The sequence below is a fragment of the Paeniglutamicibacter terrestris genome, assembly GCF_012271785.1.
GTDB lineage: Bacteria > Actinomycetota > Actinomycetes > Actinomycetales > Micrococcaceae > Paeniglutamicibacter > Paeniglutamicibacter terrestris.
Window position 1 is genome coordinate 31043 of record NZ_JAAWVT010000005.1, and the last position, 21242, is coordinate 52284.

At 62.0% G+C, this 21242-nt stretch carries 17 protein-coding genes; 10 read left to right on the plus strand and 7 right to left on the minus strand.

What is annotated here, in order from left to right; all coding sequences use genetic code 11:
• Positions 1–151: 151 nt before the first annotated feature.
• Positions 152–1189 (minus strand): LacI family DNA-binding transcriptional regulator, encoded by a 1038-nt coding sequence (locus HED64_RS11550; protein WP_168152158.1) that lies wholly within the window; start codon positions 1187–1189, stop codon positions 152–154.
• A 250-nt stretch (positions 1190–1439) separates the two neighbouring features.
• Between HED64_RS11550 and HED64_RS11555 the strand changes: the two genes are divergently transcribed.
• The 5 genes from HED64_RS11555 (at position 1440) to HED64_RS11575 (ending at position 6620) form a co-directional block, all read left to right on the plus strand.
• Positions 1440–2714, plus strand: coding sequence for an ABC transporter substrate-binding protein (locus HED64_RS11555; protein ID WP_168152159.1), 1275 nt, complete (start codon positions 1440–1442; stop codon positions 2712–2714).
• Positions 2715–2791: 77 nt separating this feature from the next.
• The gene (locus tag HED64_RS11560; protein WP_168152160.1) at positions 2792–3673 is read left to right on the plus strand and encodes a carbohydrate ABC transporter permease; all 882 of its coding nucleotides are present in this window, start codon (positions 2792–2794) and stop codon (positions 3671–3673) included.
• Complete coding sequence (locus HED64_RS11565) at positions 3670–4608, plus strand: carbohydrate ABC transporter permease (RefSeq protein WP_168152161.1); 939 nt, start codon at positions 3670–3672, stop codon at positions 4606–4608. The genes HED64_RS11560 and HED64_RS11565 overlap by 4 nt, the downstream gene beginning before the upstream one ends.
• Before the next feature lie 83 nt (positions 4609–4691).
• Positions 4692–5678: a glycosyl hydrolase family 18 protein gene (locus HED64_RS11570; RefSeq protein ID WP_168152162.1), complete on the plus strand. Its 987-nt coding sequence runs from the start codon at positions 4692–4694 to the stop codon at positions 5676–5678.
• 24 nt (positions 5679–5702) lie between these two features.
• A complete protein-coding gene (locus tag HED64_RS11575; RefSeq protein WP_168152163.1) occupies positions 5703–6620 on the plus strand; it encodes an N-acetylglucosamine kinase in 918 nt (305 codons plus the stop codon).
• Positions 6621–6710: 90 nt separating this feature from the next.
• On the opposite strand, the gene HED64_RS11580 is transcribed toward HED64_RS11575, so the two are convergent.
• A complete protein-coding gene (locus HED64_RS11580; protein ID WP_168152164.1) occupies positions 6711–8060 on the minus strand; it encodes an MFS transporter in 1350 nt (449 codons plus the stop codon).
• 258 nt (positions 8061–8318) lie between these two features.
• On the opposite strand from HED64_RS11580, the gene HED64_RS11585 reads away from it, so the two are divergent.
• Positions 8319–9065: a hypothetical protein gene (locus HED64_RS11585; protein WP_168152165.1), complete on the plus strand. Its 747-nt coding sequence runs from the start codon at positions 8319–8321 to the stop codon at positions 9063–9065.
• On the opposite strand, the gene HED64_RS11590 is transcribed toward HED64_RS11585, so the two are convergent.
• Both HED64_RS11590 and HED64_RS11595 read right to left on the minus strand, forming a co-directional pair.
• Complete coding sequence (locus tag HED64_RS11590) at positions 9062–9730, minus strand: zf-HC2 domain-containing protein (protein ID WP_168152166.1); 669 nt, start codon at positions 9728–9730, stop codon at positions 9062–9064. The genes HED64_RS11585 and HED64_RS11590 overlap by 4 nt on opposite strands.
• On the minus strand, positions 9727–10230 hold the full coding sequence (locus HED64_RS11595) for a sigma-70 family RNA polymerase sigma factor (RefSeq protein ID WP_168152334.1): 504 nt from the start codon (positions 10228–10230) through the stop codon (positions 9727–9729). The genes HED64_RS11590 and HED64_RS11595 overlap by 4 nt, the downstream gene beginning before the upstream one ends.
• A gap of 245 nt (positions 10231–10475) precedes the next feature.
• On the opposite strand from HED64_RS11595, the gene HED64_RS11600 reads away from it, so the two are divergent.
• Both HED64_RS11600 and purH read left to right on the plus strand, forming a co-directional pair.
• The gene (locus tag HED64_RS11600; protein WP_168152167.1) at positions 10476–11003 is read left to right on the plus strand and encodes a COG4315 family predicted lipoprotein; all 528 of its coding nucleotides are present in this window, start codon (positions 10476–10478) and stop codon (positions 11001–11003) included.
• A gap of 87 nt (positions 11004–11090) precedes the next feature.
• Positions 11091–12758 (plus strand): bifunctional phosphoribosylaminoimidazolecarboxamide formyltransferase/IMP cyclohydrolase, encoded by a 1668-nt coding sequence (gene purH, locus HED64_RS11605; RefSeq protein WP_168152168.1) that lies wholly within the window; start codon positions 11091–11093, stop codon positions 12756–12758.
• Positions 12759–12904: 146 nt separating this feature from the next.
• On the opposite strand, the gene HED64_RS11610 is transcribed toward purH, so the two are convergent.
• Positions 12905–14365, minus strand: coding sequence for an MDR family MFS transporter (locus HED64_RS11610; protein WP_168152169.1), 1461 nt, complete (start codon positions 14363–14365; stop codon positions 12905–12907).
• A 183-nt stretch (positions 14366–14548) separates the two neighbouring features.
• Here HED64_RS11610 and HED64_RS11615 point away from each other — a divergent pair, with 183 nt between their 5' ends.
• Entirely contained in the window at positions 14549–15103 is a 555-nt protein-coding gene (locus HED64_RS11615) for a TetR/AcrR family transcriptional regulator (RefSeq protein ID WP_168152170.1), read from the plus strand.
• A gap of 220 nt (positions 15104–15323) precedes the next feature.
• Entirely contained in the window at positions 15324–17546 is a 2223-nt protein-coding gene (locus HED64_RS11620; protein WP_168152171.1) for an NADP-dependent isocitrate dehydrogenase, read from the plus strand.
• Positions 17547–17626: 80 nt separating this feature from the next.
• On the opposite strand, the gene HED64_RS11625 is transcribed toward HED64_RS11620, so the two are convergent.
• Positions 17627–19159: a deoxyguanosinetriphosphate triphosphohydrolase family protein gene (locus HED64_RS11625; protein WP_168152172.1), complete on the minus strand. Its 1533-nt coding sequence runs from the start codon at positions 19157–19159 to the stop codon at positions 17627–17629.
• A gap of 165 nt (positions 19160–19324) precedes the next feature.
• Complete coding sequence (gene ilvD / locus HED64_RS11630; RefSeq protein WP_168152173.1) at positions 19325–21193, minus strand: dihydroxy-acid dehydratase; 1869 nt, start codon at positions 21191–21193, stop codon at positions 19325–19327.
• Positions 21194–21242 lie beyond the last annotated feature (49 nt).

The following is a 21242-nucleotide window of genomic DNA, read 5'->3' on the forward strand; positions in this document are numbered from 1 at the left end:
TTCTGAGTGAAGCACGGTCAGGTGGAGTCATCGAGGGTTTCATGGCGGAGCGGCAGTGCCGGCACGTCGCCGGGCATGGTCCGGACTCGCCCGAAACTAATACGATTTAGTAAGAACCGTACACGGGCAATCCGGATTCTGTAAAGATGGCCTAGGTGTCGTGCCTGTGGGGCCCTGCTGTGCTGCCGCGAACCGTCAAGGTTGGGGCTGCCGCGGCAATGTCCAGCGCCACGTCCTTGCCCGAAATGATCTCCAGCAACGCACCGACCACTTGCTCGCCCAGCGCGAAGGTGTCGCGGGTCAGTGACGTGATTCCCGGGTAGACCAGGCTGGTGAGCGCCGAGTCGTCGAAGGCGACGATGGAGATGTCATCGGGTACAGATACTCCCATTTCCCGCGTCACCCCGGAACCCGCGACGGCCATGACGTCGCTGTCGTAGACGATGGCCGTGGGCCGGTCCTTGCGCTGCGACAGGATCCGCCGGGTGATCGAGGCGCCCTGTGAATCGCTGAAGTCGGTGGTGTAGGAAACCGCGGATTCGAGGCCGAATTCCTCGATTGCGTCCTGCACTGCCGCCATGCGGCGCTGGGTGTGCACGAATCCCGGGATGCCGGCAACGTGGGCGATCCTGCGGTGTCCCAGGGTGGCCAGATAGGACATGATGGTCATCATGGCCTCGCGGTCATCGGTCCACACGGCAGGGATGTTGCTGTGTTCAGTGGGCCCGCCAATGAGGATTGCGGGCATCTGCTGGGCCTCCAACACGGGAATCCGCGGGTCGTTCTCGTGCAGGTCGATGAGGATCCAGCCGTCGACGCGGTGTTCGTTCCACCAGTGTTTGTAGGTGCGGATTTCCGCCTCGGTGTCTTCGACGATCAGCATGTGCAGGGCAATCTCCGAGCGCGAGAGGCCGGCTTGGACCCCGGAGATCAGTTGCGCAAAGAACGGTTCCACGCCTAGGGTGCGGGCGGGGCGGGCGATGACGAACCCCACGACGTCGCTGCGGGCATCACGAAGGGCTCGCGCCGCATTGTTGGGTCGCCACTGCATCTCGTCGGCAATGCGCAAGATCCGGGCACGTGTTTCCTCGCTGACGCCGGGTCGCCCGTTCAGGGCAAATGACACGGCCCCACTCGAAACGCCGGCCGCGCGGGCGATATCGCTGATGGTGGTGCGCTGTCTAGGCATGTAAGTCGCGTCCTTCGAAAATCATTTTCACCGATTTGTAGCGGTGGAGACCAGTTTTAGTGGTTTTTTAGCTACTTTGCTTATCCAACCATAGAATTGTCCGTGGATTAAGCCTTGACAGCCACAGTGCGGTGTGGAAACTTTACTCAAGAGCTATAACGATTTATCACGAAGTTTTCCACCCGTAGGTGTTCATAGGTGCCCTTGGCCAATCGCCGGTCGCCTGACGTTTTTAAATAGGAGATCCCTCATGCGACGACGCATATCGCTGGCCATGGCCGCATCCGCGGCACTGCTGGCCCTGACTGCATGCACCGGCGGCGGACAAACCGCACCGGTGCAGACCGGCGGCGGAGAAATCACCGGCGAAGTCAGCCTGCAGACCTGGTCGCTGACGCCGAAGTTCACCGACTTCCTCAACGAGACGGTCGCTGCGTTCGAGAAGGAATACCCCGGAACCAAAGTCAAGCTCATTGACCAGCCGGGTGACGGCTACTCCGACAAGGTACTCACCCAGGCCGCATCGGGTACTTTGCCCGACGTGGTGAACCTTCCGCCGGACTTCGCCTTGCCGCTGGTCGGACAGAAGATGCTGCTGGATGTCTCCACGGTCGACCCGACCCTCGAGCAGACCTACATCCCCGGCTCCCTGGCGGCGTACCAGTTCCGCGGTTCAGAAGGCACCTACGCCTACCCGTGGTACCTGAATACCGATGTGAACTACTGGAACACCGACAAGCTAGAGAAGTGTGGACTGGACCCGGCCAAGGTTCCGGCCACGACCTCCGAGCTCTTCGAGCAGGCAGCGATCATGCACGAAGCCTGCCCCAAGGAATACCTGCTCAGCCGTAAGCCGGGCCTCGGCGACCTGGCCCTGTCCGGTGCACCGATCCTCAGCGAAGACGGAACCAAGTTCGAGTTCAACACCCCGGAAGCCGCAGCGTTGGTCGACCAGTACGCCCAGGCCTTCCAAAAGGGACTGATGCCCTCCTCGGTTCTCTCCAGCGACTACCTGGGCAACTCCTTGCTCTTCACCAAGGGCGAAGTTGCCTGGACCACCGGCGGCGCCACCTCCATCCCGGACTTCGAGCGCGACAACCCCAGCCTCAAGGGCTCGGTAGTTGCTAGCCCCGCCTTGGACATCTCCCCGCTCTATGCGCAGGGCCTGTCGGTCTCCGCGAATTCCAAGAACCAGGCCACGGCCGTGGCACTGGCGAAGTGGATGACCAACGCCAAGAACCAAGCCGCGTTTGCCCACCTGGTCAATGTCTTCCCCTCCACCATCGAATCGGCCGAGGACCCATTCTTCTCCAAGAGCGACGGAACAGCTTCCAGTGATTCCAAGGTCATTGCCTTCAAGGCACTCGAGACGGCAAAAAACATGCAGCCGTACGAGGTGAATAGCGCCATGAGCGATTACGCCGGGCAGCAGATCGCCTTGGCCATCCGCGGCGACATCTCCAGCCAAGACGCACTGGACAAGGCAGTCGAACGCCTCAACGAAATGCTCGAACGCCAGAAGTAGCCGCAGCTTTCCGGTGGAGGGGCCAAACCCCGGGCCCGCCGTCCTTAGCACGCGCCTTATAAGAAAGTCTGCACACTATGAAGACTAAAAGCTGGATCAGCCCCTGGCTGTTCGTCGCCCCCGCATTGCTATGGCTCGGAGTATTCAGTTTCTGGCCGTCCATCAACACCATCATCCTGGCGTTCACCAACGCCAAGCCGCTTGGCGGGGATGTGGAATTCGTTGGGCTCAGCAACTTCTCGTACATGTTCCGCGACCCTCAGCTGATGAATGCTTTGCTCAACAGCCTAGTCTTCATGCTCATCTGCCTGCCCCTGCTGACCATCCTGCCGCTGCTGATCGCGATGCTGTTGGAAAAGAAGTTGAAGGGCATTTCCTTCTTTCGCACTGCCTTCTACACCCCGGTGATCGCCTCGGCCGTGGTCGTCGCACTGATCTGGACCTGGCTGCTTGACGAGCAGGGCTTGGTCAACAACATGGCCCAGGCCCTGGGCCTCATCACCGAGCCCATCCCGTTCCTGACTGACCGCTGGCTGGTCATTTTCAGCGCCATCAGCCTGACGGTGTGGAAGGGGCTTGGCTACTACATGATCATTTACCTGGCTGCCCTGGCCAACGTCAGCAAGGACCTGCACGAGGCAGCCGCCATGGACGGGGCCGGCCCGATCCGCCGCTTCTGGTCGGTCACGGTTCCGGGGGTGCGCAACACCATGGCACTGATCGCCGTGCTGGTCTGCGTCTCGGCACTGCGCGTTTTCTCCGAGCTCTACATCCTCACCGGCGGCTCCGGTGGACCCGGCGGCGAAGCGATGTCGATCGTCATGCTGATCCAACAGTACGCCCGCGGCTTCGCGGGTGACCTGGGGTACGCGTCGGCGTTGAGCCTCCTGCTCTTTGCCGTGACCCTGGTGCCGCTGCTCATCCTGGGCAAAATCAACAAGAAGGTGAACGAATCATGAGCACCCCCAACAGCACCCTCGAAGAAACCCGGAAGGCACCCGAGGCCGCCGCGACTGAGGCCAAAAAGAAAGCCGGGCGCAAGCCCAAGCGCGGCTTCAGCAGCATCGGGACCATGTCCCCGACCGAGAAGTGGATCCGCTACGTCCTGCTGATCGTCGTGCTGCTGATCTGCATCGGGCCGTTCCTATGGGAGTTCTCCACCTCGCTCAAGGGCGCCGACGAGGACATCTACACCGATGTTCCCTCGTTCTTCCCCGCCAGCCCCACGATCGATAACTACATCCGGGCTTTCATGGCCGTGCCGATCTTCTCCTTCATCGGCAACTCCCTGTTCGTCGCCGCGGTGGGAGTCACCGGCAACATCGTCTTCGCCACGCTGGCCGGCTACGCCATTGCGCGCCTGAAGTTCCGCGGCTCCAAGATCGTGTTGGGCCTGCTGCTTGCCTCGCTGATCCTGCCCGGCGAGGCAACCATCGTTTCCCAGTTCCTGCTGGTGAGCGAACTCGGCCTAGCCGACACCCTGCTCGGCGTTGCACTGCCAGGCATGGTCGCGCCGTTGAACGTGCTCTTGATGTACAACGCCTTCCGCGTCATGCCCGAGGAACTGGACCAGGCAGGGGTCATCGACGGCGCCAACGCCTGGCAGCGATTGTGGCACATCGGCGTCCCCTCGGTGCGCGGCACCATCGCCGTGGTGGCGATCTTCTCCTTCATCGGCGCGTGGGACGACTTCCTGTGGCCGCTGATCGTGTTGACCACCCCGGAAAACTTCACCCTGACCATCGGCCTGCAGTACCTCGCCGGAACCTTCGCCACCGATCAGCGGCTCATCGCCGCCGGTGCCATGATCGCGTTCATCCCGATCGCCATCGTCTTTGCCGTCCTGCAGCGCCACTTCTTCAAGGGCGTCGAGGAAGGCGGAGTCAAGGGCTAGACACGCCCAACTCTTCGTTCCAAGGCTGGGACCGCCACAAGAAGTGGCGGTCCCGTTTTCCAACCAAAGGAGTTAGACCCCGCATGTCCAAGCAAAACCTCCGGAGCCTTTCCGCCATCGCCTCCACAGCACTGCTCGCCGGGACCATCGCCCTGGCAGCTCCGCTGGCGGCCAACGCCGGGCCAACCGCCCAGGCCCCCACTGCGGCCACGGCACAGCCAGCCCCGGCCGACGGCACCGATACCCGCCGCACGGTCCTGTACTACCAAACCCAGTACCACGAGGGAACGTACGTTTCTCCGCTGCCGATGGTCCAGCGCCAGACCGGATTGACCGACCTGATCGTCGGGGCCATCCACGTCAACGAGACTCCCGGGGAGATCCGGCTGAACGACGACCTTCCCGCGGATGCCAAGTTCAACCGGATGTGGGACGAGCTCGGAACCATGCAGGATGCCGGTGTCGATGTGATCGGCATGCTCGGAGGTGCAGCCCGCGGGACCTTCGACCGCCTGGATCTGGACACCTTCGACACCTACTACCCGCACCTGCGCGAGATGGTGCAGACCTACGGGCTGGATGGACTGGACCTTGACGTTGAGGAAGACATGTCCCTGCCCGGGGTCATCAACCTGATCGACCAGCTCAAGGCCGACTTCGGCGAGGACTTCATCATCACTCTGGCCCCGGTGGCCACCGCACTGAAGGGCGGGACCAGCATCTCCGGGTTCAACTACGATGAGCTGTACGCAGCACGCGGCGCCGACATCGAGTGGTTCAACACGCAGTTCTACTGCGGCTGGGGAACCCTGGAAACAACCGCCGGCTACGACGCCATCATGGATTACGGCGTTTACCCGGCGGACAAGGTTGTTGCCGGAACGCTCACCGACCCGAGCCTATGCAGGGGGTACGTTGAGGTGGATACATTGGCCAAGACCGTCAAGGAGCTGAGTAACAAGTACCCGGAATTCGGCGGGGTCATGGGGTGGGAGTACTTCACCTCCCAGCCGGGCGGCACCACTAAGCCCTGGAAATGGGCGGAGATCATCACCAAGGCGATGCGCTAGCATCCGGCACGAGAAGGAATATCCATGAGCAACACCGGGCAGACCCCGTTGGCCCTGGTGGGCCTAGACATTGGCGGCACCAAGACGCACGCCATGCGCTGGAGTGGTGAAACGAAGCTCGCCGAGGCCAAGAGCGGCAGTGCCAACGTCCAGAACGTCAGTGTCGAGACCGCCAAGGCCAATATCGCCGAGGTATTCGCGGCGCTCGGGGCCGGCCATATCGACCGGGTCGTGGCCGGTGCCGGAGGCATCGACACCGAGTCGGACGCCGAGTTCCTGCGGTCCCTGATCGCGAGCCATGCCCCAGGCGCCGAGATCCTCGTGGTCCACGACACCCGGCTGATCCTGGCTGCGGGCCATGCCTCCACCGGCATGGCAGTGATCCTGGGCACCGGTTCGGCTGCCTGGGGCGTCAATGCCGAGGGCAAGGAGGGTCGGGCCGGGGGCTGGGGGTACCTGCTGGGGGACGAGGCCAGCGGCTACTGGATGGGGCGTGAAGCGGTGCGCCACACGCTTCGCGAGTTCAACCGGGGACAAGTTCCCGGCGAGCTGGGCCGCCGAGTGCTTGATGCCAACAACGTGGAATCCCCGGATGAGCTGATCGCGCTGTTCCACGGCGACACCGACCGCCGCTACTGGGCCCAGCAGTCCCCGCTGGTCTTCGAGGCCCTGCTGGCCGGGGACTCGGACAGCGCGGTGATCGTCGGGGAGGCGGTCAGGCACGTGTGCCGGATGCTCGGAGACCTCTCCGCCCTGCTGGAAACCAACGGACCTGTCATCATCGGCGGTGGCGTGGGAACGCACCAGCCGGTCTTCCAGGAGAAACTGCGGGTGGCAATGGGTGCCATCGGGCTTGTTGACATCCGTTTTCTGGCCCTTGACCCGGTGGAGGGGACGAAGTTCATTTCCGATCTCAGCCCCTTGCCCGCAAAAAACACCTAGACAGCGCCAACCGCACATAACTGCGCCCTCCGGCCTCCCGTCAGCGGGAACCGGAGGGCGCAGTGGTGCGGTCCAAGACATTGGGCGGGCCTATTGCAGTGCACGGCCTTTGGTCTCGGGAGCGAAGAACGCCATCAGGATGACCGCCGCGACCACGAGGGCTCCCGCAGCGAGGAACAAATTACCGAGGCCGAAGACTGGCCACAACGCGGCAAAAAGTAGAGGACCAAAGCCTGCGCCCAATCTGCTGAATGACGAAGCCCAGCCGAAGCCCGAACTGCGCAATTCCGTGGGGTAAAGCTCTGAAATATAGGCATACAGCACCGGGATGGCAACCTGAATGACAACGCCAAAGACCAACATCCAGACCAGTGCGATGGTTGGGGCGTTGATGGTCACTGCCACCAGAACCAAAATGAAGGCAGATAGAGGGCCAGTGACGCCCAGCAACCATTTGCGGCCAACCTTTTCGACCAACAGCGCCGCAATGGCGACACCGATCAAGCCCATTAGCGCCATCACCGAAGTCATGAAGAGGGCCGTGGATTGCGCCATGCCAGCATCGGACAGGATGGAAGGCATCCATGTCAGTGCCAGGTAATAAACCAAGAGGATGGTCAAGAACAATGACCAAGAAACCAATGTGATCTTGGGGCTGAATCGCCAGACTTTCACCAGCTGATCGAGCCAAGACCCGGCCGAGAGACGAGGAGCCGACGCCGGATCCGGCAGGGTATAGGGTTTGGCCTCGGCACCTGTTCGGGTGACCAAATCATCAATGACCTTGGCCGCCTTGTCACGTTGGCCGGCGCGGACCAGATAGAGCGGTGACTCCGGAACACTTCTGCGGATCCAAAACACCAGTAGGGCAGGAAGCACCATGACGGCAAGAATGAGTCGCCAATTACCCGTGGTTGCTTGAACCCAGCCGGAAATGAAGAATGAGAGCGCAGCGCCAATTGGCCACCACCCATCCATTGCGGTGAGCACCCGTCCCCGTTGTTTGGCTGGGGTGAACTCACCCACGAGAGCGTAATCAACCGGGATGCAGCCACCCAGACCCACTCCGGCAATAAAGCGGAAGGCAACGAACCAAGCGAAGCTGGGAGCCAGGGCACCCGCCACGGTGAAGATCGAAAAGATCAGTAGCGTCCAAGTGAATGCCTTTTTGCGCCCGATTTTATCCGCAATGGTTCCCCAGAGGAACGCGCCAAGCGCCATACCCAGCAGGTTACCCGTGCCTAGGAGGGCCGCGGTGGTGCGGTCCAGACCCCACTCCGCGGCGACCAAAGGAATGAGCGCGCCATTGAGCGTGACATCCCAGGCATCAAACATGAATCCCAGTCCACCAATGACAAATATCTTCCCCTGGACACCCCACTTCCACGGGAGATTCTGGACGATTGACTCGCCAGTGGGGAGCTTGAGGTAGTTGTTCATGAGAGGCCTTTTGACAGGTGCGGTTTGGCGCGGGACGAGTTGAGCTATGAAGGCTGGGCAGTACGTGCGGCGTGGGAGGAACCGGTCCTCTGCAACCGGGATCAACGCTACGCGCTGAATAGGGATTGCACAGAATATCCCTTGACATTTTCTTGCTTCTTGTGTCGTGAAACGGCAAATTCTGGAGGTTCAGATTTTGATTCAGACCCGTGTGCAAAGGCTGTTCCGGTGCAGAGCATCCCGGGGTAGGCTCTGAATATGGGAGTAGATTGGACCGCTCTCGAAGAGGCGATACGGGTGTCGGCTCTTCGCCAGGCGGAAGAGATTATTAACCACCACCCGGACGAAGTGTTCTACGCGATCGCCCTCGATGGGGTGAGTGCCGACGAAACCGATCATATCGATTTGCCGGTTCTGGCCCTGAACTCCGAACAAGCACTAACACGTGCCCTCAGCGGCGACGACGTGGAAATAGTTGAAGAGGACTTCGACGACGAGAACGACGAAGAAGGCTTCGAGGAACGTGCCGACGGTGATGACAATGGGTCCGACCGGGACACGCATCTCCACGACAACGATGTGATTCGTGATGAAGACGACGATGAAGACGACGTTCCCATCGATGATGATGACGATGAAGATATCGACGAGGTGCTGAAGGAATTTGACGCCCTGACTTCCGATGCGGAACAGGGCTATTTCTCTTCCAAATGGAATCCAGCGGACTGGCAGTGGAGTCCCATTGAGCTCTTTGACGAGTCAGCAACGTCTCTTTGGAATCAGGCGCTGACCAGTGTGGCCAAAGATCATGGCTGGGAGAAGACCAACCAGCTGTATTACGAAATGCTCATCCGCATCACCGAATCGTTGCGCTCAGCCCTTGCCAAAGGGCGAAACGCGGATATCGTCGTCTACCTTTCCGACGAGGAGCATGGCGATGCCTTGCTGCGAAGGTGCCTTACCGACACTCAGCTGGCGAAACACTTCCCGGAACTCGCGCATTAGCCCGGCAGCTGCGCAGGACCTTCCGGGAGGCTGAGTTCGGCGAGGATCCTTGAATCCAGGTCGCGCAGCTGGATTGTCGAGATGCGTCCCAGCTCCGTGGGCACGGCCCCGCTCAGACGGGCCGTGCCCGTTTTCGTGGCGCTCCAGGAGCCAGCCCTGTCGACCTGGCCGGAGCGATCGACCACCCACAGCGAAAGCGTCCCGCTGGTGGGCAATTCGGTGCCACTGAATTGCAGCTCGGTGCCCCAGGCCTTGGCATTCAATCCCAGATCCACGCGCGGCCCGGCGGCCGAGACCACCTCGTAGCTGGCATCGGGTGCGGGCGCGGGACGCAGCACCGGCGCCAGGAACACGCCCCCGGCCACGGATGCGGCGACCGCCGCCACCGCTGCGGTACCCAGCAGGGCGCGACGGGTTCGGCGCCTGGCCCGCAGTCGGTCCAGGAGTTCGACCCCGGGATCCGAAACCGTGACGGTGGGCTTAGCGAACAACAGCGCCTGGGCCGCCTGCGTATCCAATGCGCCAAGCCGCGTTGTCACCGGGGCAAAGGAGACAAGCTCCTCGCGGCATTGCTGGCAGATGGCCAGGTGCGCCTCGAAGTCACGTGCCTCGTCGGGGTCAAGCCCGCCCAACGCATAGGCACCCAGGTCCATGTGCTCGTTCACTGTTCCACCCCCATTTCTGCCAAGATCCCGCGAAGGGCCCTCAGCGCGTAGTACGCCCGTGATTTCACCGTGCCCTGGGGGATCCCCAAGCTTGAGGCCGTTTGGGCCACCGTGGAACCTAGATAATGCATGTGGATCACCACCTGCCGATGTTCTAGGGTCAAACGCATTAAGGCCTCTTCCATGAGAATCCTGTCCAGGACCGCTTCCATGCCCGCAAGAGCGCCCGCAGCCTCGGGATCTTGGTCGCCCAGCGCCGAAGCGGAAATCCGTGCGGCGGCTCGGCGGTGCCGGTCGATGATCACGTTGCGCGCGGTGGCAAACAAGTAGCTGCGCAGCGATCCGGTCAACTCCGGGGCGGCCTTCCACACCTTGAGCACGGTTTCCTGCACCACGTCGTCCGCCTCGTCGCGGTCGGAGGCTACACGCAGCACAAAGCGTCGGAGGTCCTCTCCGTGGTCGCGGTAGATGTCCGACACCGCTTGCGCATCTAGTGGCACATGGGGTCCATTGGGTCTCTTCGGGAACATGGGTTCACCCCACTAAGACGCATCGTTACTTCAATCGGTTCAACCACGTTCCAAGTATGCGCAGAAAAGTTGGCCACGGTGTGAACCCCAACACACCTTGATGCGTCTTAGTCAGTGAGAGATGCCTCGGGAGTACCTGAAACCAGCCCCCGGGGAGCTCCTGGCCCCCAGGCAACGGGGGCCCACGTCCCGCCCCAAGTGTTAGGAATTGCATCATGAACCCGAAGAACCACACCAAGACCGCGGCCGCTGCACTTTTCCTCGGCGCAGCGCTGCTGCTGTCGGGCTGCGCCGACACCACCACCCCGGGACAAAGCCCCGCCGCAACGTCGCCCGACACCGGCGGCGGATACGAGGCACCGGCACCCAGCGCCTCGGACACGGCGATGGCCGGCACGGATCTGAAGACCGCCCAGACAAGCCTGGGCAATATCGTGGTGGATGCAAAGGGCATCAGCCTGTACGTCTTCACCAAGGATGCCAAAGGCACCAAAACCAGCGCATGCACCGGAGAATGCCTGAATGCTTGGCCCATCGCCACCACCGCCAATGCCACGCCGACGATGGACGGTGTCACCGGAGAAGTGGGAACCATCACTAGTCCCGACGGTCAGAAGCAACTGACGCTTAACGGCATGCCGCTGTACTACTTCTCGCAGGATACAAAGCCCGGGGATACCTTGGGTCAAGCGGTGCAAGGGATCTGGTACGTGGTCACGCCCGAGGGCGAAATGGTCAAGTAACCCCGCCGCCACACAAGCGGGCTGCCGTGGGGCTGGGCGCTAAGATGGGACCTGCACCCCCCTCAAACTGCACCATGGGAGACCCTTGTGAGCCGTATTGTCCTTGATCGCGTCCCGATTCGACGGGCTCTGATTTCCGTCTATGACAAGAACGGATTGGAGGAACTGGCAACAGGCCTGCACGCCGCAGGAGTCGCACTGGTCTCCACCGGTTCCACGGCCAAGCGCATTGCCGCCGCCGGAATCCCTGTCACCGAGGTTGAGGAAGTTACCGGCTCCCCGGAGATGCTTGACGGTCGAGTCAAGACCCTGCACCCGCGTGTACACGGCGGAATCCTTGCCGACCGTCGCGTGCCGGAACACATGAAAACTCTCGACGACATGCAGATCGAGGCCTTCGACCTCGTCGTGGTGAACCTTTACCCGTTCGTCGACACCGTTCGCTCCGGCGCGGAAAATGACGCAGTCGTTGAGCAGATCGACATCGGCGGACCCGCCATGGTGCGTTCGGCAGCCAAGAACCACGCGGCCGTCTCCATCGTCGTTGACCCGGCCTACTACTCCGAGGTCATCGCCGCAGCATCGGTCGGTGGCTTCGATCTGAAGTCCCGTCAGCGTCTGGCCGCCAAGGCCTTCGCTCACACGGCAGCCTATGACACCGCTGTCGCTTCGTGGACCGCAGCGCAGTTCCTCGACGAGGACGGCGACGGAGTCATCGACTGGCCCGCATACTCGGGTTTGGCCCTGGAACGCTCAGAGGTTTTGCGCTACGGCGAAAACCCGCACCAGCAGGCAGCTCTCTACGTGGACAAGGCAGCACCGGCCGGCATCGCCCAGGCCGACCAGCTCCACGGCAAGGCCATGAGCTACAACAACTACGTTGACGCCGATGCGGCATTGCGCGCAGCCTTCGACTTCGAGGCCCCGGCCGTCGCAGTGATTAAGCACGCCAACCCGTGTGGCGTCGCAGTGGCTTCGGCCGATGCAACGGATCCGATCGCCGACGCTCACGCCAAGGCTCATGCAACGGACCCGCTCTCCGCCTTCGGTGGTGTTATTGCCGCGAACCGCACCGTGACCGCCGGCATGGCCAACACCATCAAGGACATCTTCACCGAGGTTGTTATTGCGCCGGACTTCGCGCCGGAAGCGGTGGAAATCCTCTCCAAGAAGAAGAACATCCGTCTGCTGGCCCTGCCCGAGGGCTACGGCCGCTACCCGAGCGAAATTCGCCAGGTTTCCGGCGGAGTGCTCGTCCAGGTATCGGATAAGGTCGACGCCGATGGCGACGACTCGGCAAACTGGACCCTGGCAGCAGGCGAAGCAGCCGACGCTGCCACCCTTACGGACCTGGCCTTCGCTTGGACCGCAGTGCGTGCCGCGAAGTCTAATGCCATCCTGCTTGCCAACAACGGTGCAGCAGTGGGCATCGGCATGGGGCAGGTCAACCGCGTTGACTCCTGCAAGCTGGCCGTAGAGCGCGCCAACACCCTGGGCGTCACCGTGGAGTCCACGGTAGATGCAGCCGGCGGCGCTTCCGGAGCCGAGGGTGTTTCTGCCGAACGCGCCCGCGGTGCGGTGGCTGCATCGGATGCCTTCTTCCCGTTTGCCGACGGTCTGCAGATCCTCTTGGACGCCGGTGTGCGTGCAGTGGTGCAGCCCGGCGGATCGGTCCGCGATGAAGAGGTCATTGCCGCAGCAAACGCGGCCGGCATCACCATGTACTTCACCGGTGCACGCCACTTCTTCCACTAGAGAAAACGTCACTGATCACCAGTGATCATGCTGCCGCCGTTTTTCCCTGCACAGGGGAAAGCGGTGGCAGTTTTTCGTTGACCATGGTGGCCCCGGGCGAATTCTTCGCCCGGGGCCACCATGGTCAACGGCTGTTGAGGTGTTCGCTAGTGCGTCTTATGTACCTTGACGAAGAAGGAAATACCCAGACCGATGGTGGCCAAGACGGCACCGATGATGAAGGAGACATGGGCGCCGGAGAACAGGGCGTGGGCCAGGTCGGATCCCGCTTCAAGCTTCGCGGTGGACAACAGGGACATGACCGTCACGAAGATGGTGGTGCCGATGGCGCCACCGAGCTGCTGGCCGGTGTTGAAGATGGCAGAACCATGGCCGTAGAGCCGCGGCTCGACGGTGGACAATGCCGAGGACATCAGCCCGGTCATCAGCAGGGCGAGTCCGATGGAGAAGACGACGTGGTTAAGCATGAACATCCACAATGCGGTGTCCGAATCCACCGTGACATACATCCACTGGCCCGCCGCCAACATGGCAGCACCGGGGATCAGCACCGGACGCGGACCGAAGCGGTCGTAGATGCGTCCGAAGATCGGGGAGACGATGGCCTGTGCCAGACCGCCGGGCAGCAGCATCATGCCGATGGACAGCGTGCTGAAGCCCGAACCTGATTCAAGGATGATCGGCAGCATCACAATGGTGCCCAGCAGGGTGCCGAAGGCAATCATGATCATCAGTAGCGAGAAGGTGAAGGTGCGGGACATGAACGGGGTGAGGTTCAGCAGTTCTTTGCCTTCGCGGGTCAAACGGACCTGGCGCTTGATGAACAGGCCCAGGGCAGTTAGGCCGACAACGAAGCAGCCGACGGTCAAGGCAACGTTCTCGCCAAGATGTTCAAGGGTGGAGATGCCGTAGACCAGCAGGCCGAAGGCCAGCGCGGAGAGCACGACCGAAAGAACATCAAGCGGAATCTTGCGGGCCTGCGACGGGACCTTGATGAAGATGAGGCCCAGTACCAAAATGATCACGGCCAACGGTGCCATCATGATGAAGATGTAGTGCCAGGTGAAGGCGTTCACGATGGCACCGGAAACCGTCGGACCGATGGCCGGGCCCACGGAGATGACGATGGCGTTTAAGCCCATAATGGCCCCGCGCTTATGTATGGGAACCAGGGACAACGTGGTGGTCATCAGCAACGGCAGCACGATCGCGGTACCGATGGCCTGGATGATGCGGGCCACCAGCAGCACGGCGAAGCTCGGTGCAAAAATGGCGAGCACGGTGCCGACAATGAAGCTGGACAGCGCGAAAATGAAGAGGCTGCGGGAGCTGAAGCGCTGTAGTAGGTAGCCGGTTGTCGGGATGACTACGGACATGGTCAGCAAGAATCCGGTGGTCAGCCACTGTCCTGCGGCCGCGGAGACGGACAGGTCCGCCATGACCGCTGGCAGCGCAACGCTGAGTGCCGTTTCGTTGAGGATCATCATGAACGCGGCGAGTGCTAGCGCGCCAATGATTCCGGTCAGTTGCTTGGTTGGCAACGTTGGCGGAGCCTGCCGGGTAGGAGTTTCGGGCGGCGACATCGTGTCGTCTGCGGTCTGAGCCATCGGAGGCTACCTCTTCTGTAAGTTTTTGAACTGACAAAATCATGTCATGGTCTGACAGGTTCTGTAAGCTAAACCTGTCAGAGTGTGACATGAAATATAGTGGGAGGGTCTCGGTGGCTGTCGAGGCGGCCGCTACAGGGAATGAGATGAATCTTGGGTATTCGTGATGATCACCGCGCCCAGATGCTGCGCGAGATTCAGGGGGCCATGCTGGACCTCGTGGAGGAGCGGGGCCTGGATGCCACGACGGTCGGCGACATTGCGGCCCGTGTGGGGATTTCTGAGCGCACGGTTTTTCGCTACTACGCTTCCAAGGAGCATGTGCTGATGCCCGGTCAGCAAAACCTGATCGAAGCTCTGGTGGATCACAAAAGCACCTCGAGCGGCGCATCGGGGATCCTGGAGGACTTATTGTCACGGTGCCGCGAACTTTTTGCGCTCGAAGTTGAACAGAGCGATTTTCGCCGGATTTCGCGGTTGATGGTCAAGGAGCCGCAGATACTGCGGATTGCTATGCATCAGGAGCGAAGCCTGGTTAAGGCGCTCAGCGAGGCGCTGACGCAACGTGGCCAGCTGGGCCAGCTTCGGGCGCTGCTAGTTGCCGAGGTAGTTACTGCCGCCTGGCGGGTTGCCTGGCAAACATTCGGCCAGCGGGAAATCGATGGCATCGACGCCGATCCGGTAGCCATCTTTGATGAAACCGTGAGTGAGTTGGGGATGCTCTTTCCTCGAGCCTGAGCAGCAGCGCCCCTGAGTTCAGTTATGACGGGTTAACTTAACGACGCACTGCTGCAATAGCGCTGATTGCCGCGTCTTTTCGCGGTGAAATAGGTGTGGGGGAGAACGCGTCTCTCGCCACAAAAAGTGTGTGTGCGCAGTAAATCGGGTAAGTTAGGGCTGTTGAGATCAAGTCGGAGTACACATATCCGAGAAGACCGTTCAGGGAGACGCCGCACCTATGGCCAAGATTATTTATACCCACACCGACGAAGCTCCGATGTTGGCAACCCACTCGTTCCTGCCGATTGTCGAAGCGTACGCCTCGACCGCGGGTGTAGAGATCGAAACGCGAGATATCTCGTTGGCCGGCCGCATCATTTCCGTCTTTGGTGACCACCTCACCGCGGAACAGCAGATTCCCGACGCCCTGGCAGAACTCGGCGCACTGGCCAAGAGCCCGGACGCAAACATCATCAAGCTGCCGAACATCTCGGCATCCATCCCGCAGCTCAAGGCAGCGATTGCCGAACTTCAGGCAGCCGGATACGCCCTGCCGGATTACCCGGACAACCCGTCCTCCGACGAAGAGACCGACGCCCGCGCGCGTTATGACAAGATCAAGGGCTCAGCAGTGAACCCGGTTCTTCGCGAAGGCAACTCGGACCGCCGCGCCCCGTTGAGCGTGAAGAACTACGCCCGTAAGAACCCGCACACGATGGGTGCCTGGACTGCAGAGTCCAAGACTAACGTTGCCACGATGGCCGAAGATGACTTCCGCGCCAACGAGAAGTCAGTAGTTATCACCGAAGCGCAGACTCTCTCGATCCGCTTCGTTGGCGAAGACGGCGAAGTTAAGGTCCTGAAGAAGGCCCTTCCCGTCCTGAAGGACGAAATCATCGATGGCACCGTCATGCACGCAGCATCACTGGACGCCTTCTTGAAGGACGCCATCGCTCGCGCCAAGGCCGAAGACGTGCTCTTCTCCGCACACCTGAAGGCCACGATGATGAAGGTCTCTGACCCGATCATCTTCGGCCACGTGGTGAAGGCCTACTTCTCCGAACTCTTCGAGACCTACGGCGAGCAGCTTGAAGCCGCAGGCCTGAGCGCAAACAACGGCCTTGCCGCCATCCTTGGTGGGCTCGACGAGCTGGCCGACGATGTTCGCGCCGGTGTTGAAGCACTGATCGCCAAGGGCTTTGCCGAGGGTCCGGCCATCGCGATGGTCGATTCCGACAAGGGCATCACCAACCTGCACGTCCCCTCGGACGTCATCGTTGACGCCTCCATGCCGGCCATGATTCGTTCTTCGGGCCACATGTGGGACAAGGAAGGTGCGGAGCGCGATACCCTCGCCGTGCTGCCGGATTCCTCGTACTCGGGCATCTACCAGGTGGTCATCGATGACTGCCGCGCCAATGGCGCCTACGACCCGACCACCATGGGTACCGTCCCGAACGTCGGGTTGATGGCTCAGGCTGCCGAGGAATACGGATCTCACGACAAGACCTTTGAGATCAAGGCCGCCGGCCACGTCCAGATCCTTGATGCCACGGGCGGCGTGCTTCTGGAGCACCAGGTCTTCGCCGGTGACATCTGGCGTGCCTGCCAGACCAAGGACGTGCCGGTGCGCGACTGGGTTAAGTTGGCCGTCAACCGTGCCCGTGCCTCGGCCACCCCGGCCGTATTCTGGCTTGACGAGACCCGCTCGCACGACCGCGTGCTGATCTCCAAGGTTAACGAGTACCTGGCTGAGCATGACACCGAGGGACTGACCATCGAGATTCTCTCGCCGGTTGCTGCAACTCAGTACACCATCGATCGCATTCGCCGCGGCGAGGACACCATCTCGGTGTCCGGCAACGTGCTGCGCGACTACCTCACTGACCTGTTCCCGATCCTCGAATTGGGTACAAGCGCCAAGATGCTTTCCATCGTGCCGCTGATCGCCGGTGGCGGACTGTTCGAGACCGGCGCCGGTGGTTCGGCTCCGAAGCACGTGGCGCAGCTGGTGAACGAAAACCACCTGCGCTGGGATTCCCTGGGCGAGTTCCTGGCCCTGGCCGTCTCCTTCGAGCACCTGGCCAACACCTCGGTCAACCCGCGTGCGCAGATCCTTGCCGACACCCTGGATGCGGCTACCGGCACCTTCCTGCTGGAAAACAAGTCGCCCAAGCGCAAGGTTGGCGAGCTGGATAACCGCGGCAGCCACTTCTACCTGGCCAAGTACTGGGCCGAAGAGCTCTCCGCGCAGACCAAGGATGCCGAGCTGGCAACGGCCTTCAAGGCCGTTTCCGAAGCACTGGGCAGCAACGAGGAAGCCATCGTGGCCGAACTCGCAGCAGTTCAGGGTGCCCCGGTTGACCTGGGTGGCTACTACCGCCCGGTTGAGGCCAAGGTTGCTGCAATCATGCGCCCAAGTGCAACGCTGAACACCGCGCTGGAACTGCTCAAGAAGTAGTTTCACGCGCTCCGCGCACAAACGGCACGGGCCGCTACTTTCCTTTTCGGAAGGTGGCGGCCCGTGCCGTTTGCGGTTGATCAGAGCCCGCGTCCAACCTCCCAAATACTTTCGGAGGAGCCGGTCAGCAGGGCATTCACCGACACCGCTTGGGCGTCGGTAAACGAGGCAATGTAATCCACGATCGCCCGGGATCTCCCCAGGCGTCGGATCTCACTTCCCGACGCGTTGGGAATGGAATTCGGGGACTGAATGAACAGCTGCTGATATTCGGCGGTTGCCGCCTCGACGGAGTCCAGCAGTCGGCGCGGTGCGCGGGCGGAGTCCTGTGGATCATCCAGCCAGGCGGACAAGCCCTCGGCCAAGGACTTGATGATGCGAGTTTGCCCGCGCTGGTACAGCGCCAAATCCGAGCGTTCCAGGACAAAGCGTTCGTGCACAAATTTGAGCACCACCACATCGTGCCAGGCCTCGTCGGCCAGCCGGACATGTCCGCTGCGGATTTGTGGATTCTTCTCCACGGCGATCGAGCCCTGCAGCCTGTCGATCCAGCGCCGGGTGAAGGCTGTGACGGTGCGATCGGCATCCAGCCCGCCGTCATAGGGCAGGGACAACAGCCCCTCCACCAGATCATTGTCCACCCGCTGCACCGAGGCACGGAAAGCCTGTGCATCGGAGATCCACGGGTCCTTGGCCGCAACCCGGCGCCAGGCGCGCTCGAGCTCATGGCCGGGCAAACGTCGGTCAAGGTCGCGCGCGTCCAATGCGGCCAGCTCGGAGGCGGCATCAAGCCAACGGCGCAGCTCGGTGGATACGAGGGAGTACTGCAGCACACCGGCCCGATAGAAGTCATCGAGGTCATGCACCGCATAGGCAATGTCATCGGCGATGTCCATGACCGAGCATTCCAGGGTCTGCTGGTGTTCGGCGATTTGCGGGAACACCGAGAGCACATCGGCCATCTCCGCCGACTCAATGTCATAGGCCGAGAACTTCAGGGCGGGACTGCCACCGCCAATGCCCACGCCACGCGGCAGCAGCTCCGGTGGTCGGGGCGCCAGCGTGCGCCAAGCATTGCGGGTCCAGGGATACTTCAACACCGCCGCGCGCACCGCGCGGGTCAGGTTCAGCCCGCGTGGGCTCGCATCGCAGCTGTCCAGTGCCGTGAGGATGCGGAAAGACTGAGCGTTCCCCTCAAAACCGTCGGGCAACCCCAGGATGTTGCGGGCCGCCCGGTCAAGTTCCTGTTCGCCCAGATGTCCGAAGGGCGGGTGGCCCAGGTCGTGGGCGGCGGCCGCTGCCTGCACCACCACCGGATCACAACCGCCGAGCTCGGCAACCAAGGCGCGGGTGGGTTCATCGGCGGTGCGCAAGCCGATGGCGATGGAGCGAGCCACCGCGGAAACCTTGAGCGTGTGAGTGAGCCGGTTGTGCACCACGGTGCCCGCACCTGCCTGCGGGATCACCTGGGTCACCGCCGAGAGCCGGGAGAAGTAGGGGGAGAAACGGATGCGTTCGATGTCGACGCGGAATTCGTCTTCTCCGGGCCGCGAGTCCTCGTCGATTGACCGTTCCCTGCCGCCGCTTTGGTGGGTCGTGTTCCTGTAGTCCATGGTGCGCACCAGCCTAATTCACCTGATGGCTCTGCCCGGGGCGACGCGACACAATCACGGGCGATCCATCGCCATAGATCGGTCAGGGGCAAACACAGCGGGTGCCCATCCTTGTGGATGGGCACCCGCTGTTGAAACTACATTAGCGCGCGAACGCGGTGGTCCTTAGACTCGCGCCGGCAGTGGAACCGAGATTTCCGGGACGTGCCGCACGGCACCCTTGTCCGCCGACTGAGCGAAGGCAGCATAGGCGCGCAGGGCCGGGGAAACCACGCGCTCGCGGTCGCGGGGCCGGTAGCCGATGCTCGATTCGAGCAATTCGCGGCGGCGAGCCAACTCATCGTCGCTGACCTCCAGCGTGATGGAGCGGGCCGGGATGTCGATGGAAATCGTGTCACCATTTTGAACCAGCGCGATAGCGCCACCGGCGGCGGCCTCGGGTGAGACGTGGCCGATCGACAGTCCGGAGGTACCTCCGGAGAAGCGCCCGTCGGTGATCAGTGCACACTTGGCGCCGAGACCCAGTCCCTTGAGGAACGAGGTGGGGTAGAGCATTTCCTGCATGCCCGGCCCGCCGCGCGGTCCCTCGTAGCGGATCACGACGACGTCGCCGGCGACCACGGTCTTGCTCAGGATGGCGGTGACGGCATCGTCCTGGGATTCGAAGACCACGGCTGGACCGGAGAACTTGAAGATCGATTCATCCACACCAGCGGTCTTCACCACGCAGCCGTCAACGGAGATGTTGCCGCGCAGCACGGCCAGCCCGCCCTCGACGCTGTGGGCGTGCTCAACGGAGTGAACACAGCCGTTTTCGGCGTCGGTGTCCAGGGTGTCCCAGCGCTCGGATTGCGAGAAGGCGGTGGCCGAGCGGACGCAGCCCGGGGCTGCATGGAACAGTTCGATGGCCGTCTCGGTGGCCTTGCCACCACGAATGTCCCAATCATCGAGCCAGGAGCGCAGATCGGGGCCGTGCACGGAGCGGACATCATGGTTCAGCATTCCGGCGCGGTCCAGCTCGCCCAAGATGGCGGGGATGCCACCGGCGCGGTGGACATCCTCGACCAGATAGACGCCATTGGGGGCGACCTTGGACAGGCACGGGGTGCGGCGTGAAATGGCGTCGATGTCATCGAGGGTGAAATCGAGTTCGGCTTCCTGGGCAGCGGCGAGCAGGTGCAGGATCGTATTGGAGGATCCGCCCATCGCGATGTCCATGGTCATCGCGTTCTCAAACGCGGCACGTGAAGCGATCGAGCGCGGCAGGACCGAGTAGTCGTCCTCAAGGTAGTGCGCGTTGGTGATCTCGACAATGGCCTTGCCGGCATCCTGATACAGGGCGCGGCGGGCCGTGTGCGTGGCCAGCGTGGTGCCGTTACCCGGCAGGGCCAGACCCAGGGCCTCGGTGAGGCAGTTCATGGAGTTGGCGGTGAACATCCCCGAGCATGAGCCGCAGGTGGGGCAGGCGTTCTCTTCGAGGGTCAAGAGGTCGGCGTCGGAGACGGATTCATCCACGGCGTCGGCGATGGCCGAGATCAGGTTCAAGCCCTTGCGCACGGTGCCGTCAATCAGGACCGCGGAGCCACCCTCCATCGGCCCGCCACTAACAAAAACGACCGGGATATTCAGGCGCAGTGCCGCCATCATCATGCCGGGGGTGATCTTGTCGCAGTTGGAGATGCAGATCAGTGCGTCGGCGCAGTGCGCGTTCACCATGTACTCGACCGAGTCGGCAATCAGTTCGCGCGAGGGCAGCGAGTACAGCATTCCACCGTGTCCCATGGCGATGCCGTCATCCACGGCGATGGTGTTGAATTCGCGCGGGATGCCGCCTGCCTCGATGATCGCCTCGGAGACGATGCGCCCTACGGGCTGGAGGTGGGTGTGGCCGGGAACGAATTCGGTGAAGCTGTTGGCTACGGCAATGATCGGTTTGCCGAAGTCGGAGCCTTTAACGCCGGCTGCTCGGAGCAGGGCGCGGGCGCCGACCATGTTGCGGCCGTGGGTGACTGTGCGTGAACGAAATGGAGGCATAGAACATGTTATCCAGTACCGGTCCCAAGGCGGAAGTCGCTCGTAATAC

Coding starts and splice junctions, on each gene's coding strand:
- HED64_RS11550 (WP_168152158.1), bottom strand. CDS start 1,189: ATGCCTAGACAGCGCACCACCATCAGCGATATCGCCCGCGCGGCCGGC.
- HED64_RS11625 (WP_168152172.1), bottom strand. CDS start 19,159: ATGGACTACAGGAACACGACCCACCAAAGCGGCGGCAGGGAACGGTCA.
- HED64_RS11585 (WP_168152165.1), top strand. CDS start 8,319: ATGGGAGTAGATTGGACCGCTCTCGAAGAGGCGATACGGGTGTCGGCT.
- ilvD (WP_168152173.1), bottom strand. CDS start 21,193: ATGCCTCCATTTCGTTCACGCACAGTCACCCACGGCCGCAACATGGTC.
- HED64_RS11600 (WP_168152167.1), top strand. CDS start 10,476: ATGAACCCGAAGAACCACACCAAGACCGCGGCCGCTGCACTTTTCCTC.
- HED64_RS11610 (WP_168152169.1), bottom strand. CDS start 14,365: ATGGCTCAGACCGCAGACGACACGATGTCGCCGCCCGAAACTCCTACC.
- HED64_RS11580 (WP_168152164.1), bottom strand. CDS start 8,060: ATGAACAACTACCTCAAGCTCCCCACTGGCGAGTCAATCGTCCAGAAT.
- HED64_RS11575 (WP_168152163.1), top strand. CDS start 5,703: ATGAGCAACACCGGGCAGACCCCGTTGGCCCTGGTGGGCCTAGACATT.
- HED64_RS11560 (WP_168152160.1), top strand. CDS start 2,792: ATGAAGACTAAAAGCTGGATCAGCCCCTGGCTGTTCGTCGCCCCCGCA.
- HED64_RS11565 (WP_168152161.1), top strand. CDS start 3,670: ATGAGCACCCCCAACAGCACCCTCGAAGAAACCCGGAAGGCACCCGAG.
- HED64_RS11555 (WP_168152159.1), top strand. CDS start 1,440: ATGCGACGACGCATATCGCTGGCCATGGCCGCATCCGCGGCACTGCTG.
- HED64_RS11570 (WP_168152162.1), top strand. CDS start 4,692: ATGTCCAAGCAAAACCTCCGGAGCCTTTCCGCCATCGCCTCCACAGCA.
- HED64_RS11615 (WP_168152170.1), top strand. CDS start 14,549: ATGCTGCGCGAGATTCAGGGGGCCATGCTGGACCTCGTGGAGGAGCGG.
- HED64_RS11620 (WP_168152171.1), top strand. CDS start 15,324: ATGGCCAAGATTATTTATACCCACACCGACGAAGCTCCGATGTTGGCA.